At 72.4% G+C, this 15,360-nt stretch carries 16 protein-coding genes; 12 read left to right on the top strand and 4 right to left on the bottom strand.

Translation table 11 applies throughout. The features are described from left to right. Positions 1 to 96: 96 nt before the first annotated feature. Positions 97 to 1,545 (bottom strand): NAD(P)H-quinone dehydrogenase, encoded by a 1,449-nt coding sequence (locus ACZ7G3_RS02230; protein WP_426526475.1) that lies wholly within the window; start codon positions 1,543 to 1,545, stop codon positions 97 to 99. Between the two features lie 84 nt (positions 1,546 to 1,629). Between ACZ7G3_RS02230 and ACZ7G3_RS02225 the strand changes: the two genes are divergently transcribed. The 3 genes from ACZ7G3_RS02225 to ACZ7G3_RS02215 all read left to right on the top strand — a co-directional run bounded on the left by ACZ7G3_RS02225 (position 1,630) and on the right by ACZ7G3_RS02215 (position 5,047). Continuing rightward, a complete protein-coding gene (locus ACZ7G3_RS02225) occupies positions 1,630 to 2,067 on the top strand; it encodes a gamma-glutamylcyclotransferase family protein (protein WP_426597066.1) in 438 nt (145 codons plus the stop codon). 121 nt (positions 2,068 to 2,188) lie between these two features. Beyond that, the gene (locus tag ACZ7G3_RS02220; RefSeq protein WP_470922873.1) at positions 2,189 to 3,025 is read left to right on the top strand and encodes a purine-nucleoside phosphorylase; all 837 of its coding nucleotides are present in this window, start codon (positions 2,189 to 2,191) and stop codon (positions 3,023 to 3,025) included. A gap of 375 nt (positions 3,026 to 3,400) precedes the next feature. Continuing rightward, a complete protein-coding gene (locus tag ACZ7G3_RS02215) occupies positions 3,401 to 5,047 on the top strand; it encodes a phospho-sugar mutase (RefSeq protein ID WP_470922872.1) in 1,647 nt (548 codons plus the stop codon). A gap of 174 nt (positions 5,048 to 5,221) precedes the next feature. On the opposite strand, the gene ACZ7G3_RS02210 is transcribed toward ACZ7G3_RS02215, so the two are convergent. Further along, positions 5,222 to 5,911: a PH domain-containing protein gene (locus tag ACZ7G3_RS02210; RefSeq protein ID WP_470922871.1), complete on the bottom strand. Its 690-nt coding sequence runs from the start codon at positions 5,909 to 5,911 to the stop codon at positions 5,222 to 5,224. Positions 5,912 to 6,018: 107 nt separating this feature from the next. Between ACZ7G3_RS02210 and deoC the strand changes: the two genes are divergently transcribed. The 5 genes from deoC to ACZ7G3_RS02185 all read left to right on the top strand — a co-directional run bounded on the left by deoC (position 6,019) and on the right by ACZ7G3_RS02185 (position 9,941). Next, positions 6,019 to 6,990 (top strand): deoxyribose-phosphate aldolase, encoded by a 972-nt coding sequence (gene deoC, locus ACZ7G3_RS02205; protein WP_426597070.1) that lies wholly within the window; start codon positions 6,019 to 6,021, stop codon positions 6,988 to 6,990. A 5-nt stretch (positions 6,991 to 6,995) separates the two neighbouring features. Continuing rightward, positions 6,996 to 8,432 carry an aldehyde dehydrogenase family protein gene (locus ACZ7G3_RS02200; RefSeq protein WP_470922870.1) on the top strand — a complete coding sequence of 479 codons (1,437 nt, stop codon included), beginning with the start codon at positions 6,996 to 6,998 and terminating at the stop codon, positions 8,430 to 8,432. After that, on the top strand, positions 8,425 to 9,324 hold the full coding sequence (locus ACZ7G3_RS02195) for an aldehyde dehydrogenase family protein (RefSeq protein WP_470922869.1): 900 nt from the start codon (positions 8,425 to 8,427) through the stop codon (positions 9,322 to 9,324). The genes ACZ7G3_RS02200 and ACZ7G3_RS02195 overlap by 8 nt, the downstream gene beginning before the upstream one ends. Before the next feature lie 116 nt (positions 9,325 to 9,440). Beyond that, the gene (locus ACZ7G3_RS02190; RefSeq protein ID WP_426597073.1) at positions 9,441 to 9,689 is read left to right on the top strand and encodes a type II toxin-antitoxin system Phd/YefM family antitoxin; all 249 of its coding nucleotides are present in this window, start codon (positions 9,441 to 9,443) and stop codon (positions 9,687 to 9,689) included. Continuing rightward, complete coding sequence (locus ACZ7G3_RS02185; RefSeq protein ID WP_470922868.1) at positions 9,690 to 9,941, top strand: type II toxin-antitoxin system RelE family toxin; 252 nt, start codon at positions 9,690 to 9,692, stop codon at positions 9,939 to 9,941. Between the two features lie 22 nt (positions 9,942 to 9,963). Here the strand turns inward: ACZ7G3_RS02185 and ACZ7G3_RS02180 are convergent, their stop codons facing one another. Next, positions 9,964 to 10,323, bottom strand: coding sequence for a hypothetical protein (locus ACZ7G3_RS02180; protein ID WP_470922867.1), 360 nt, complete (start codon positions 10,321 to 10,323; stop codon positions 9,964 to 9,966). 181 nt (positions 10,324 to 10,504) lie between these two features. Between ACZ7G3_RS02180 and ACZ7G3_RS02175 the strand changes: the two genes are divergently transcribed. Then, positions 10,505 to 11,107, top strand: coding sequence for a uridine kinase (locus tag ACZ7G3_RS02175; RefSeq protein ID WP_470923183.1), 603 nt, complete (start codon positions 10,505 to 10,507; stop codon positions 11,105 to 11,107). Positions 11,108 to 11,346: 239 nt separating this feature from the next. On the opposite strand, the gene ACZ7G3_RS02170 is transcribed toward ACZ7G3_RS02175, so the two are convergent. Further along, positions 11,347 to 12,126, bottom strand: a complete 780-nt coding sequence (locus ACZ7G3_RS02170; protein WP_470922866.1) for a SigE family RNA polymerase sigma factor — start codon at positions 12,124 to 12,126, stop codon at positions 11,347 to 11,349. A gap of 224 nt (positions 12,127 to 12,350) precedes the next feature. On the opposite strand from ACZ7G3_RS02170, the gene afsQ1 reads away from it, so the two are divergent. The 3 genes from afsQ1 to ACZ7G3_RS02155 are packed head-to-tail and all read left to right on the top strand — an operon-like array spanning position 12,351 to position 15,279. Further along, positions 12,351 to 13,028: a two-component system response regulator AfsQ1 gene (afsQ1, locus tag ACZ7G3_RS02165; RefSeq protein ID WP_426525625.1), complete on the top strand. Its 678-nt coding sequence runs from the start codon at positions 12,351 to 12,353 to the stop codon at positions 13,026 to 13,028. After that, positions 13,025 to 14,659, top strand: coding sequence for an ATP-binding protein (locus tag ACZ7G3_RS02160; protein ID WP_470922865.1), 1,635 nt, complete (start codon positions 13,025 to 13,027; stop codon positions 14,657 to 14,659). The genes afsQ1 and ACZ7G3_RS02160 overlap by 4 nt, the downstream gene beginning before the upstream one ends. Then, complete coding sequence (locus ACZ7G3_RS02155) at positions 14,659 to 15,279, top strand: hypothetical protein (protein ID WP_470922864.1); 621 nt, start codon at positions 14,659 to 14,661, stop codon at positions 15,277 to 15,279. Before ACZ7G3_RS02160 ends, ACZ7G3_RS02155 begins: the two co-directional genes overlap by 1 nt. Positions 15,280 to 15,360: the final 81 nt, after the last annotated feature.

Genomic DNA, 15,360 nt, shown 5'->3' with positions numbered 1-15,360 from the left:
GTGGTATATGCGCCTACTCCGGCCGCCTATGCCGCCCACACACTCCGCAACTCCCCGTGACCAGCGGGGATCCGGTTCGGGCCGCGGGCTCCCGTCCTAGCCCTCCCCGCCGGCCTTCCGCGTGTGCAACTGCCGTGCCACCTCGGCGATCGACCCCGAAAGAGAGGGGTACACGGTGAAGGCGTTCGCGATCTGTTCGACCGTCAGGTTGTTGTCGACCGCGATCGAGATGGGATGGATGAGTTCCGAGGCGCGCGGTGCCACCACGACACCGCCCACCACGATCTCGGTGCCCGGCCGGCAGAAGATCTTGACGAAGCCGTCCCGGATGCCCTGCATCTTGGCCCGGGGGTTGCGCAGCAGCGGCAGCTTGACGACGCGGGCGTCGATCCGGCCGGCGTCGACGTCCGCCTGCGAGTACCCGACCGTGGCGATCTCGGGGTCCGTGAAGACGTTGGACGAGACGGTCTTCAGGTTCAGCGGGGTCACGGCGTCGCCCAGGAAGTGGTACATGGCGATGCGCCCCTGCATGGCGGCGACCGAGGCGAGCGCGAAGACGCCGGTCACGTCACCGGCGGCGTACACGCCGGGGGCCGAGGTCCGCGACACCCGGTCGGTCCGGATGTGCCCGGAGTCCTTGAGCTTGACCCCGGCCTCCTCCAGCCCCATGCCCTCGGTGTTGGGGATGGCGCCCACGGCCACGAGGCAGTGCGACCCGGTGATGACCCGCCCGTCGGCGAGCGTCACCTCCACCCGGTCCCCCACGCGCTTGGCGGACTGGGCCCGCGACCGCGACATGACGTTCATACCGCGCCGCCGGAACACGTCCTCCAGCACGGCGGCGGCGTCCGGGTCCTCGCCGGGCAGCACCCGGTCCCGCGACGACACGAGCGTCACGCGCGACCCGAGGGCCTGGTAGGCGCCGGCGAACTCGGCACCGGTCACACCGGACCCGATGACGATGAGCTCCTCGGGCAGCTCCTCGAGGTCGTACACCTGGGTCCAGTTCAGGATCCGCTCGCCGTCGGGCCGGGCGTCGGGCAGCTCACGGGGGTGCCCGCCGGTCGCGATGAGCACCGCGTCCGCGGTGAGCGTCTCCTCGCTCCCGTCGGCGGCGCGCACCACGACCTTCCGCGACCCGTCGAGCGCCTGCATGCCCTCCAGCCGCCCGCGCCCGCGCACGACCCGCGCCCCGGCGCGCGTCACGGAGGCCGTGATGTCGTGCGACTGCGCCAGCGCGAGCCGCTTCACACGCCGGTTGACCTTGCCCAGGTCCACGCCGACCACCCGGGCGGTCTGCTCCATGGGCGGGGTGTCGTCGGCGACGATGATCCCCAGCTCTTCGTACGACGAGTCGAAGGTGGTCATCACCTCGGCCGTGGCGATCAGGGTCTTGGACGGCACGCAGTCGGTCAGCACCGACGCCCCGCCCAGGCCGTCGCAGTCGACGACGGTCACCTCCGCGCCGAGCTGCGCGGCCACCAGCGCCGCTTCGTATCCGCCGGGTCCGCCGCCAATGATCACGATCCGAGTCACGTACTCCATTGTCCCGCACCCTTCAACGTGGGGCCGCCCGGGGGCACGTCTGTTACAAGAGCGGCGCCCGGGAGCCTGCCGTACCCTCTCCCCATGTCGCTCTACGCCGCTTACGCCGGCAACCTCGACGCGCGGTTGATGACCCGCCGCGCCCCGCACTCGCCGCTGCGCGCCACCGGCTGGCTGAACGGGTGGCGGCTGACCTTCGGGGGCGAGCACATGGGCTGGGAGGGCGCGCTCGCGACCCTCGTCGAGGACCCGATCTCCCAGGTCTTCGTGGCCCTCTACGACATCGCCCCGATGGACGAGGAGTCGATGGACCGCTGGGAGGGCGTGGGGCTGGACATATACCGCCGTACGCGCGTACGCGTCCACACCCTGGAGGGCGAAGAGGGCGCCTGGACCTACGTCCTGAACGCCTACGAGGGCGGCCTGCCCTCCGCCCGCTACCTGGGCGGGGTCGCGGACGCCGCGGAATCGGCCGGCGCGCCGCACGACTACGTCATGGAGCTCCGCAAGCGCCCCTGCTGAGCCGCGGTCGCCCTCGCCCCACCTGGAACCGGTCCTTCGTCGGAAACGACAGGACAACGATCGCAATCCCGTGAGCTCTGTCATCTACGCGCGTAGGCGTAAACCGGCTACCCTCTTCGGCGTGAACGCATCTCTTCTTCCGGACGACATCCAGGGCGCCACCCCAGCAGACCCGAGGGCCGCCGCCGACGCCGCCGCGGCCCGCCTGCGCGAACTCACCGGCGCCGAGACCCACGACGTCGCCCTCGTGATGGGCTCCGGCTGGGCACCGGCCGTGGACGCCCTGGGCGATCCCGAGGCCGATCTCCAGGTCACCGACCTCCCCGGCTTCCCGAAGCCGGTGGTGGAGGGACACGGCGGCAAGGTCCGCTCGTACGCCATCGGTGACAAGCGCGCGCTGGTCTTCCTGGGCCGCACCCACTACTACGAGGGTCACGGGGTGGCCGCCGTCGCCCACGGCGTCCGCACGGCCGTCGCCGCCGGCGCCAAGACGATCATCCTGACCAACGGGTGCGGCGGCCTGCGCGAGGGCATGCGCCCCGGCCAGCCGGTCCTGATCGGCGACCACATCAACCTCACCGCCACCTCCCCGATCGTCGGCGCGAACTTCGTCGACCTGACGGACCTCTACTCCCCCCGCCTGCGCGCCCTGTGCAAGGAGGTCGACCCCACGCTGGAGGAGGGCGTCTACGCCCAGTTCCCCGGCCCGCACTACGAGACGCCGGCCGAGATCCGCATGGCCCGCGTCATCGGTGCCGACCTGGTGGGCATGTCGACGGTGCTGGAGGCGATCGCCGCCCGCGAGGCCGGCGCGGAGGTGCTGGGCATCTCGCTGGTGACCAACCTCGCGGCGGGCATGACCGGGGAGCCCCTCAACCACGAGGAGGTCCTGCAGGCGGGCCGCGACTCCGCCGCCCGGATGGGGTCGCTGCTGACGCAGGTGCTGGGACGGCTGTAGCCGCCGGTCCACCGACGCCGGTGCGGTGCGGGTGACGCGGCCCACCGCCCACCCGTGCCGCCCCAGCCGCACGACTGCCCGCAGCCCCGGTGCGCGACGGGCGGAGAGCCGCGTACGGCGAGAAGGGGACGTGTCGGGGGGTGTCCGCCCGCAGCGGTTGGCGCGTCCGCGCCGGCACTTCCGTGGCCGACCGATGCCGCGCCGTTCCGAGGACGGACCCCCCCGGCGCGGCCCCGACCCACCACACGACGCACCGAGCCACCCGCACCCCCACCCATCCCGCACAGGCCGCCGCAGGCCCCCGCACCCCCACCCACCTCGCACAGGCCGCCGCAGGCCCCCGCACAGACCACGACCACAGAGAGGCTGACCGACGTGCACGACGACCTCCTCGCACGGGCCAGGGCATGGCTGGCCGAGGACCCCGACGCGGACACCCGCGCGGAACTCGCCGAGCTCATCGACGCCCAGGACCACGACGAGCTCACCGCACGCTTCTCCGGCACCCTCCAGTTCGGCACCGCGGGCCTGCGGGGCGAGCTCGGCGCCGGTCCGATGCGCATGAACCGCTCCGTCGTCATCCGGGCCGCCGCCGGCCTGGCCGCGTACCTGAAGAAGCAGGGGATCGAGCACGGGGACGGCACAGCCGGACTGGTCGTGATCGGTTACGACGCCCGCCACAAGTCCGCCGACTTCGCCCGTGACACCGCCGCGGTGATGACCGGCGCCGGTCTCAGGGCGGCCGTCCTCCCCCGCCCCCTCCCCACCCCCGTCCTCGCCTTCGCCGTACGGCACCTCGGCGCGGTCGCCGGCGTGGAGGTCACCGCCAGCCACAACCCGCCCCGCGACAACGGCTACAAGGTGTACCTCGGCGACGGCTCCCAGATCGTGCCCCCCGCCGACGCCCAGATCGCCGCGGAGATCGACGCCGTACGCTCGCTGAACGACGTGCCCCGTCCGGAGACCGGCTGGCAGATCCTGGACGACTCCGTCCTCGACGCCTACCTCGCCCGCACGGACGCGGTCCTCTCCGAGGGCTCCCCGCGCACCGCGCGCACCGTCTACACCGCGATGCACGGCGTCGGCAAGGACACCCTCCTCGCGGCCTTCGCCCGGGCCGGCTTCCCCTCCCCCGCCCTCGTGACCGAGCAGGCCGACCCCGACCCGGACTTCCCCACCGTGGCCTTCCCCAACCCGGAAGAGCCCGGCGCGATGGACCTCGCCTTCGCGAAGGCCCGCGAGACCGGCCCCGACCTGATCATCGCCAACGACCCGGACGCCGACCGCCTCGCCGTCGCCGTACAGGACGGCACCGACTGGCGCATGCTCCGCGGCGACGAGGTCGGCGCCCTCCTCGCCGCCCACCTGGTCGGCCGCGGTGCGCACGGCACGTTCGCGGAGTCGATCGTCTCCTCCTCCCTCCTCGGCCGCATCGCCGGGAAGGCGGGCCTGCCGTACGAGGAGACCCTCACCGGCTTCAAGTGGATCGCCCGTGTCGAGGGCCTGCGCTACGGCTACGAGGAGGCCCTCGGCTACTGCGTCGACCCCGAGGGCGTACGCGACAAGGACGGCATCACCGCGGCCCTCCTGATCACAGAACTGGCCTCGACCCTCAAGGAGGAGGGCCGCACCCTCCTCGACCTCCTCGACGACCTCGCCGTGGAGCACGGCCTGCACGCCACCGACCAGCTCTCGGTCCGCGTCGAGGACCTCTCCGTCATCGCCGCCGCGATGCGCCGCCTGCGCGAACAGCCCCCCACGCTCCTCGCGGGCCTCCCCGTCACGAAGGCCGAGGACCTCACCCGGGGCACGGACACGCTGCCGCCCACGGACGGCCTGCGCTACACCCTCGACGGCGCCCGGGTGGTCGTCCGCCCGAGCGGCACGGAGCCCAAGCTGAAGTGCTACCTGGAGGTGGTCGTCCCGGTCGCGGCGCGCGCCGATCTTCCCGGAGCACGCGCGAAGGCGACGGACCTGCTGACGGCCCTCAAACGGGACCTGTCGACGGCGGCGGGCATCTGACCGCGCGAAGCTGATCACCCGACCCCGATGGGGTGCCCCCACCCGGAGGCACCCCATCGGGTGATCTTCCCGTACGTGCACCACCGAAGCATCAGGGAGCCGGCGCCGCCCCGTCCTCGTGGTCCCCTGCCCCGCCCGGCAGCGGGCCCGTGCCCGTGCCCGCGCCGTGGAGCGTCAGCCGGTAGCCAGCAGCACAGCGAGCAGCACCGCCCCGGCCGCCGCCGGCGCGACGACCTCGTAGGCCCAGCGCACCGTCACCTCGCCCTGGGAGGTGTCGGCCTGCTTCCGCGCCTCCAGCGTCTCGCGCAGGTCGTCCATGACCTTGTCGGTCTCCGCCCGCACCGGCGCGTCCGCCGCGGCGGACCCGGCACCACCCCGCGCACCGCCCCCGCCGAGACCGCCGAGCATCCCACCGCGTCCCTGGCCGCCCCCGGAGACCCGCCGCGTCTCCCGTCGCGCGGCCTTCTTCCGGGCGCGCAGCGAGACGGGAATGGACCACAGCTGGTACTTGTCGCCGGACTCGGTGAAGACCTCGTTGGAGTAGCCGGACCGGAAGGAGGCGACCTGCCCCCAGGGCAGCACGATCACCCGGAAGGGGTTGCGCACCCGCAGCCGGTCGTCGCCGGCGAAGACGGCGGGCCGCACGGTGTAGGCGGCGATGAGCGGCACGAGGAAGAGCAGCGCCGCGACCGCCGTCCAGGGCGTGCGCCCCTCGCCCGCGACCAGGGCGTCGATGCCGAGCCAGAGGGCGAGGGCGAGCAGCAGGACCCCGCCGGCGAGGCCCGCGGGCGAGCGGTAGATCCGGTCCTTCGACACGGGTACCGGCGGCTGCGGCGGTGGTGACTGGGACTCCGGGGTCGTCATGGTGCCGATTGTGCCCGACGGCCCCGGCGGCGCTCATCGGTGGTGCCGGTCCACGGAACGAGCGCGCGGGACTGTACAGCCGCTACGCGCGTAGATATGCTCGCCTGGTGACCATGCCCACCACTGCATCCGCTGTTCCCGCACACGGACTCGCCGACGTCACCGCGTCCGACAGCACGCTGCGCCGCTTCCTCCACGGGCTGCCCGGCGTCGACACGGTCGGCCTGGAGGCGCGCGCCGCCTCGCTCGGCACCCGTTCGATCAAGACCACCGCGAAGGCGTACGCCATCGACCTCGCCATCTCGATGGTCGACCTGACGACGCTGGAAGGCGCGGACACCCCGGGCAAGGTCCGGGCGCTCGGCGCGAAGGCGGTCCGCCCCGACCCGACCGACCGCACCGCCCCGGCCACGGCGGCCGTCTGCGTCTACCCCGACATGGTGCCCGCCGCCAAGGAGGCCGTCGCAGGCTCGGACGTCAAGGTCGCCTCGGTGGCCACCGCGTTCCCGGCGGGCCGCGCCTCGATGGCCGTCAAGCTGGCCGACGTGCGCGAGGCCGTGACGGCGGGCGCGGACGAGGTCGACATGGTCATCGACCGCGGCGCGTTCCTCGCGGGGAACTACATGAAGGTGTACGACGAGATCGCCGCCGTACGCGAGGCCTGCGGCACGTCCGCCCGCCTGAAGGTCATCTTCGAGACCGGCGAGCTGTCGACGTACGACAACATCCGCCGCGCGAGCTGGCTCGGCATGCTGGCCGGGGCCGACTTCATCAAGACCTCCACCGGCAAGGTCGCGGTCAACGCCACGCCCGCCAACACCCTCCTGATGCTGGAGGCGGTCCGCGACTTCCGCGCGCAGACCGGCGTCCAGGTCGGCGTGAAGCCGGCCGGTGGCATCCGTACCACCAAGGACGCGATCAAGTTCCTGGTCCTGGTCAACGAGACCGCGGGCGAGGACTGGCTGGACAACCACTGGTTCCGCTTCGGCGCCTCCTCGCTGCTGAACGACCTGCTGATGCAGCGCCAGAAGCTGGCCACCGGCCGCTACTCCGGTCCCGACTACGTGACGGTGGACTGATCACCATGGCACCTGTTTTCGAGTACGCACCGGCGCCCGAGTCCCGCGCGGTCGTCGACATCGCCGCGTCCTACGGCCTGTTCATCGACGGCGAGTTCACCGAGGCCGCTGACGGCAAGGTCTTCAAGACGGTCTCCCCCTCCACCGAGGAGGTCCTCTCCGAGGTCGCCGAGGCCGGCGAGGCGGACGTCGACCGCGCGGTGAAGGCCGCCCGCAAGGCCTTCGAGAAGTGGTCGGCGCTCCCCGGCTCCGAGCGCGCGAAGTACCTCTTCCGCATCGCCCGGATCATCCAGGAGCGCAGCCGCGAGCTGGCCGTCCTGGAGACCCTGGACAACGGCAAGCCGATCAGGGAGACCCGCGACGCGGACCTCCCCCTGGTCGCCGCGCACTTCTTCTACTACGCGGGCTGGGCCGACAAGCTCGACCACGCCGGCTACGGCGCGAACCCGCGCCCCCTCGGCGTCGCCGGCCAGGTCATCCCGTGGAACTTCCCGCTCCTGATGCTGGCGTGGAAGATCGCCCCGGCGCTCGCGACGGGCAACACGGTGGTCCTCAAGCCCGCCGAGACGACCCCCCTCTCCGCCCTGTTCTTCGCGGACATCTGCCGTCAGGCGGGCCTGCCCAAGGGCGTCGTCAACATCGTCACCGGCGACGGCCGCGCCGGCGCCGCGCTGATCGCCCACCCCGACGTGAACAAGGTCGCCTTCACCGGCTCCACGGCCGTCGGCAAGGAGATCGCGCGCACGGTCGCGGGCACCCGCAAGAAGCTGACGCTCGAACTGGGCGGCAAGGGCGCCAACATCGTCTTCGACGACGCCCCGATCGACCAGGCCGTCGAGGGCATCGTCAACGGCATCTTCTTCAACCAGGGCCAGGTCTGCTGCGCGGGCTCCCGCCTGCTGGTCCAGGAGTCGATCCACGACGAGCTGCTGGACTCCCTCAAGCGCAGGCTCTCCACCCTGCGCCTCGGCGACCCGCTGGACAAGAACACCGACATCGGCGCGATCAATTCCGCCGAGCAGCTGGCCCGGATCACCGCGCTCGCCGACCAGGGCGAGGCGGAGGGCGCCGAGCGCTGGTCCCCGGCCTGCGAACTCCCGGAGAACGGCTTCTGGTTCGCCCCGACGCTCTTCACGAACGTCACCCAGGCGCACACCGTCGCCCGCGACGAGATCTTCGGCCCGGTGCTGTCCGTCCTCACCTTCCGTACGCCGGACGAGGCGGTCGCCAAGGCCAACAACACCCCGTACGGCCTCTCCGCGGGCATCTGGACGGAGAAGGGCTCGCGCATCCTGGCGGTCGCGAACAAGCTGCGCGCGGGTGTGATCTGGTCCAACACGTTCAACAAGTTCGACCCGACCTCGCCGTTCGGCGGCTACAAGGAGTCGGGCTTCGGCCGCGAGGGCGGCCGCCACGGCCTGGAGGCGTACCTCGATGTCTGACCAGAACCGACTGAGCGTCTTCAAGACCTACAAGCTGTACGTGGGCGGGAAGTTCCCGCGTTCCGAGAGCGGCCGGGTGTACGAGGTGACCGACGCAAAGGGCAAGTGGCTGGCGAACGCCCCGCTCTCCTCCCGCAAGGACGCCCGTGACGCGGTGGTCGCCGCGCGCAAGGCGTTCGGCGGCTGGTCCGGCGCGACGGCCTACAACCGCGGTCAGATCCTCTACCGCGTCGCCGAGATGCTGGAGGGCCGCCGCGACCAGTACGTCGCGGAGGTCGTGGACGCCGAGGGCCTGTCGAAGTCGAAGGCGGCGGCGCAGGTCGACGCCGCGATCGACCGCTGGGTCTGGTACGCGGGCTGGACCGACAAGATCGCCCAGGTGGTGGGCGGCGGCAACCCGGTCGCGGGTCCCTTCTTCAACCTCTCCTCCCCGGAGCCGACGGGCGTGGTCGCCGTCCTGGCCCCGCAGGAGTCGTCGCTCCTGGGCCTGGTCTCGGTGGTCGCCCCGGTGATCGCGACCGGCAACACGGCGGTCGTGGTGGCGTCGGAGAAGTCCCCGCTCCCCGCCCTCTCCCTCGGCGAGGTACTGGCCACCTCCGACGTCCCCGGCGGCGTGGTCAACATCCTCTCCGGCCGCACCGCGGAGATCGCCGCCCCGCTCGCCGCCCACCAGGACGTCAACGCGATCGACCTCGCGGGCGCCGACGAGGCGCTGGCGAAGGAGCTGGAGATCGCGGCGGCCGACAACCTCAAGCGCGTCCTGCGTCCACAGCCTGTGGACGACGCGGACTGGTCGGCGACGCCGGGCACCGACCGCATGACGGCGTTCCTGGAGACGAAGACGGTCTGGCACCCGACGGGTGCGCTGGGCGCGTCCGGCTCGTCGTACTGAGCGGCCACGTCACCACGACCGAGCCGCGCCCTCCCACCGTCCGGGGAAGGCGCGGCTCTTCGTGTCACTCCATCACGGAATTGACCACAAGATGACAGTCGAGCCATCATGTGGACATGACTGAGATCGCCATCAGTGCCGCCCGCTCCCAGCTCGGCGACCTCGTGCGCCGTGCCGCCCACGGCCGCGAGACCATCGCGCTCACCGACCACGGGCACGTGGCCGCCCTTCTCGTGTCGCCGCAGGTGATAGAGGATCTCGAAGACGCCCTCGTGTTCGCCGACTACCAGCGACGCAAGGCGGAAGGAACGCTGGAACCAGGCATTCCGCACGAGGAAGTCGGCCGGATGCTGGGGCTGCGGTAAGTGGCCTACGAGATCATCTGGGAGCCTCGCGCGACCAACGCGGCCGCACGCTTCCTCAAGGAAGATCCCAACGGCCTGTCAGCCGTCTACGAAGCCGTCGACTCCCTCAGTACGCAGCCCCGCCCACAGGGCTCCGTCCCCTACGGATCACCCAACCTGCGACGCCTCCATGTCGGCGACTACCGGGTTCTGTACATCGTCGAGGACGACGTGATCCGCATTGTCGTAGCCCACCTCGGCCGAACCGCCTGACCCCCTCGCCGGGCCGGCCGCGTCAGCGCAGCAGCTCCGTCGCCTGCCCCACCACCGGCACGCCGCCCACCGACCGCGCCTGGGCGACCGGCCCCGTCAGGGCCGTCGAGGTCAGCGGCTGGAAGTCGGCGACCTTCGTGCCCACGCCGTTGTCCAGCGGGTCGACGCCGGTGCCGGCCAGCGGGTTGGGCTTGAGGTCGGCGACCGGACCGGCGGCGTGGCCGACCGTGCCGGTCACCGCCCGGAGGCCCGACCGCGGATCCGGGCCGCCCTCCGCGGAGGCCGTGGCGGCGCCCGCGCCCAGTGCGGCCCCGGCGGTCGCGAGGACGGCCAGGGCACGCCGGACGGCCGGGGTGCGGGAGGAGGACGCGTGTCGGGCCATCGGTGAGCCACCTCGTGCTTCGGAGTACTTCGAAAGCACCGCGGAGAGTAATCGGCGCCGTGCGAAGCGTAGTTGAGGTGTGACGCCTGCTTCAAAGCCGGCCCTCGGGGTCGTACGGCGGCCGTTCGATGCCTCACACTGGTGTCCCGTGAGCTCCCATCCGCCCATACCGACGCGAGTCGTGCTGCTCTGCGGCCCCTCCGGCTCCGGCAAGTCCCTCCTCGCCGCCCGCTCCGGACTTCCGGTGCTGCGCCTCGACGACTTCTACAAGGAGGGCACGGACCCGTCGCTGCCGCTGGTGCCCCAGAGCTCCGACATCGACTGGGACCATCCCGGCTCGTGGGACGCGGACGCGGCCGTCGCCGCCATCACGGAGCTGTGCCGCACGGGCCGTACGCCCGTGCCCGTCTACGACATCGCGCTGAGCGCCCGTACCGGCGAGGAGACGGTCGACATCGGGCGGACCCCGCTGTTCCTCGCCGAGGGCGTGTTCGCCGCCGAACTCGTGTCCCGCTGCCGGGACCTGGACGTCCTGGCCGACGCGCTGTGCCTGAGCCGGGGCCCGCTGACGACCTTCCGCCGCCGCTTCCTGCGGGACCTGCGGGAGGGCCGCAAGTCCGTGCCGTTCCTGCTGCGCCGCGGCTGGCGGCTGATGCGGCGGGAACGGTCGGTCATCGCACGGCAGACGGCCCTGGGCGCCCACGTCTGCGACCGGGACGAGGCGATGGGCCGGCTGGCCGCCGCGGCGGCGGGGCGGTGCGCCACGGCGCGTACGGCGGTGTGACGCGGCCCCTGCCCCAGGCCGCCTGACACAGGCCCCTGACACACAAGAGCGGGACTGGACGGACCCCCCGGCCCTCCAGCCCCGCTCTCTTTGTGCTCCCCCGTGCTTCCCCCCGGTTCCCCCGTATCCCCCCCCGGGGTTGTTCCCCCGTGTCCCCCGTGGTGCTTCCCCGTGAGTAAGAGCCGGGTGTCCTCCCCCTGATACACCCCGGCCCCGACTTTTTTCACGGGGACCGTCCTTCAGGCGACCAACTCGCCGAAGGCGTCCTCCCGGTCACGGCCGAAGCTGAGGACCTCGTCCTCGCGCAGCCGGCGGAGCGACCGCCAGATGCTGGACTTCACCGTGCCGACGCTGATGCCGAGGATGTCCGCGATCTCCGGGTCCGTGCGGCCCTCGTAGTAGCGCAGGACCAGCATGGTGCGCTGGAGCTCGGGCAGCCGGGCCAGCGCCTGCCACAGGACCGTGCGCAGCTCGGTGCCGCGCATGGCGTCCGTGTCGCCCGCCGTCTCCGGCAGTTCCTCGGTCGGGTACTCGTTGAGCTTGCGGCGCCGCCAGGCGCTGATGTGCAGGTTGGTCATGGTGCGGCGGAGGTATCCGCCGACCGCCGCCTTGTCGGTGATCCGGTCCCACGCCCGGTACGTCGAGAACAGCGCGCTCTGCAGCAGGTCCTCGGCCTCGAAGCGGTCGCCGGTGAGGTGGTAGGCGGTGGCGTACAGGGAGGCGCGGCGTTCCTGGACGTAGGCGGTGAACTCCGCCTCCGACAGCGAACGCCGCTCCCCCGGGTCCTCCCCGGACGCCGGCCCCCCGTGCGTCTCCCCCTGACGCGTGTCGACCACCGCCATGTAGGCGGTGTGCTGACGCCCGGCGCCGCGAGCGCACCCCCGCCCTCCCCCACGCTCGAACCCGCTCGCGCGGGAGGGGCCCCCGTCGGCACCGGACTTCTCGGAACCCCGGTGCAGGTGCACGTCGTGCAGACGCGTGACCACTGCGCTGGTGCTGGTGCCCTTCAGCGTGTTCATCTCGCGCCCCCCGTCGTGGACTTCCGGTGTTCGGCCTGCTGTGTTGCCTGTGCCGAAAAGCTTGCCCCGGTGACTTCATGGCCGTGTCCGCCGACTGTCACAGACCTGTCACAGGGGTCCGCCACGGTTGCGCCACCGTTCCTTCACAGGGTCCGGCGGCGTGTCGGGGCCCCATCCGGACCCACAGGTCGAACCGCACCCCCTCCATGGGCCAGAATGAGCCCGTGCCTTCCCTGTTGCTGATCGAGGACGACGACGCCATCCGTACGGCCCTGGAGATCTCCCTGAGCCGCCAGGGCCACCGGGTGACCACCGCTGCCAGCGGTGAGGACGGTCTGAAGCTGCTGCGCGAGCAGCGGCCGGACCTGATCGTGCTGGACGTGATGCTGCCCGGCATCGACGGTTTCGAGGTGTGCCGTCGCATCCGGCGCACCGACCAGCTGCCGATCATCCTGCTGACCGCGCGCAACGACGACATCGACGTGGTCGTCGGTCTCGAGTCGGGCGCCGACGACTACGTCGTCAAACCCGTCCAGGGCCGGGTGCTGGACGCCCGGATCCGGGCCGTGCTGCGGCGCGGGGAGCGGGAGTCGACCGACTCGGCGAGCTTCGGCAGCCTGGTCATCGACCGGTCCGCGATGACCGTGACGAAGAACGGCGAGGACCTCCAGCTCACGCCGACCGAGCTGCGGCTGCTCCTCGAACTGAGCCGGCGGCCGGGGCAGGCGCTGTCCCGGCAGCAGCTGCTGCAGCTGGTGTGGGAGCACGACTACCTCGGCGACTCCCGGCTGGTGGACGCCTGCGTGCAGCGGCTGCGCGCCAAGGTCGAGGACGTGCCGTCGTCCCCGACCCTGATCCGTACCGTGCGTGGTGTCGGCTACCGGCTGGATCCGCCTCAGTGACACAGGAACACCAGGGGGGTCCACGCGGCTGGGTCGCGGCTCGCAAGGGAGTCTGGTCCTGGCTGCGCTTCACCAGCCTGCGTCTGCGGCTGGTGCTGGTCTTCGGGCTGGTCGCGCTCACCGCCGCCGTGTCCGCGTCCGGCATCGCCTACTGGCTGAACCGGGAGGCGGTGCTCACCCGCACCCAGGACGCCGTGCTGCGCGACTTCGAGCGGGAGATGCAGAACCGGGCGGGCGCGCTGCCCGAGCACCCCACCCAGGACGAGTTGCAGCACGCCGCGGGGCAGATGGCGGGCAGCGGCCAGCGGTTCAGCGTGCTGCTGGTCGCCGAGAGCGCCGACGGCACCGCCGTGTACGGCAGTTCCGGCGGCCTGGGCGGCTTCTCGCTGTCCGACATACCCGAGTCGCTGCGCACGGCGGTGAACAAGGAGCAGCAGGTCACCAAGGCCAACAAGCACCCGTACCACCTGTACTGGCAGCGGATCACCGAGGACGACACGCCCCAGCTCGTGGCCGGCACGAAGGTGATCGGCGGCGGGCCGACCGGCTACATGCTCAAGTCCCTGGAGCCGGAGGCCAAGGACCTGAACTCGCTCGCCTGGTCGCTGGGGATCGCGACCGCGCTCGCCCTGCTCGGCTCCGCGCTGCTCGCGCAGGCCCTCGCGACGACCGTGCTGAAGCCGGTGCACCGGCTCGGGGTCGCGGCACGGCGGCTGGGCGAGGGAAAGCTGGACACCCGGCTGCGCGTGTCCGGCACCGACGAACTGGCCGATCTGTCACGGACGTTCAACAGCGCCGCCGAGGCACTGGAGAAGCGGGTCGCGGACATGGCCGGCCGGGAGCAGGCGTCGCGGCGCTTCGTGGCGGACATGAGCCACGAGCTGCGTACACCGCTGACGGCGATCACCGCGGTCACGGAAGTGCTGGAGGAGGAGCTGGAGTTCGAGGGCGGCGGCTTCGACCCGATGATCGAGCCCGCCGTACGACTGGTGGTCAGCGAGACGCGGCGGCTGAACGACCTCGTGGAGAACCTGATGGAGGTCACCCGCTTCGACGCGGGCACCGCCCGGCTGGTCCTGGACGACGTCGACGTCGCCGACCAGATCACCGCCTGCATCGACGCCCGCGCCTGGCTGGACGCCGTCGACCTGAACGCCGAGCGCGGCATCCACGCCCGGCTCGACCCGCGCCGCCTCGACGTCATCCTGGCCAACCTGATCGGCAACGCGCTCAAGCACGGCGGGTCGCCGGTGGGGGTGTCGGTGACGCGGGCGGACGACGAGGTGGTCATCCGGGTGCGGGACCACGGGCCCGGCATCCCCGAGGACGTCCTGCCGCACGTCTTCGACCGCTTCTACAAGGCGAGCGCCTCCCGGCCGCGCTCCGAGGGCAGCGGGCTCGGCCTGTCCATCGCCCTGGAGAACGCGCACATCCACGGCGGGGAGATCACCGCCTCCAACTGCCCCGACGGGGGCGCGGTGTTCACGCTGCGACTGCCGCAGGACCCGTCTCCGCCCGCGGAAGAGGACGCCGAGGACGCCGAGGACACGGGGGGCTCCGGCGGCCCCGCCGGAGCCGAGGGCGCCTCGGGTGACGAGAGCACGGGCAAGGACGCGAAGGGACAGGTCTGATGACCGCACGCCGCCTGCCGGCACTCCCCGGGCTGGCCGGTCTGGCCGCGCTGGCCGCGCTGCTCGCCGGGTGCGGCATCCGCGCCACGGAGGTACCCACGGACTACGGTCCCGCGCCCTCGCGGGTGCGCTGCTCGCTCGCCGAGCCGGACGTGTCGGCGCGGACGGCGCCCGGCGTGCCCGTGCAGGTGTTCCTGCTCTGCGGCTCGTCGCTGGTGGCCGTGGACCGGACGGTGCGGGTGCCGGACGGCGCGGCGGACTCCGGGCGGCGCGTGCTGGTGGCCCAGGCGCTGCTGAACCAGCTCGCGGCACCGTCGCCGGCCGCGGAGAAGGAGGCCGGCTACACCACGGACGTGAGCCGCGGGATCACCGTGACCGGCCCGCGCCCCGGCGACCCCGAGGACACGTTGCGCCTCGGCACCGACCCCGACGACCTCACCTCGTACGCCCTCGCCCAGGTCGTCTGCACCCTCTCCGACTCGGCCGCGGCCGAGGGCGACGGCTCCGTCGTCCTGGCCGGCCCCTCCGACCGGCCCGCACGCCGCTACGTCTGCACGGACGAGGTCCGCGCCAGGCCGGGCAGCAACGAACCGCCGTCCGGCGAGGTCGCGGGCGGCTGACGTGCGGACATGCCGTGCTGACGGCCGGCGGCCGGCGGCCGGCGGCCGGTGACGCGCGGCCGGGGCGCCGGACCGGGCCCG

Source organism: Streptomyces sp. NPDC037271, from assembly GCF_055603605.1.
Note: the sequence above shows the minus strand (reverse complement) of the source record. Positions and strands in the feature narration are given on the sequence as shown.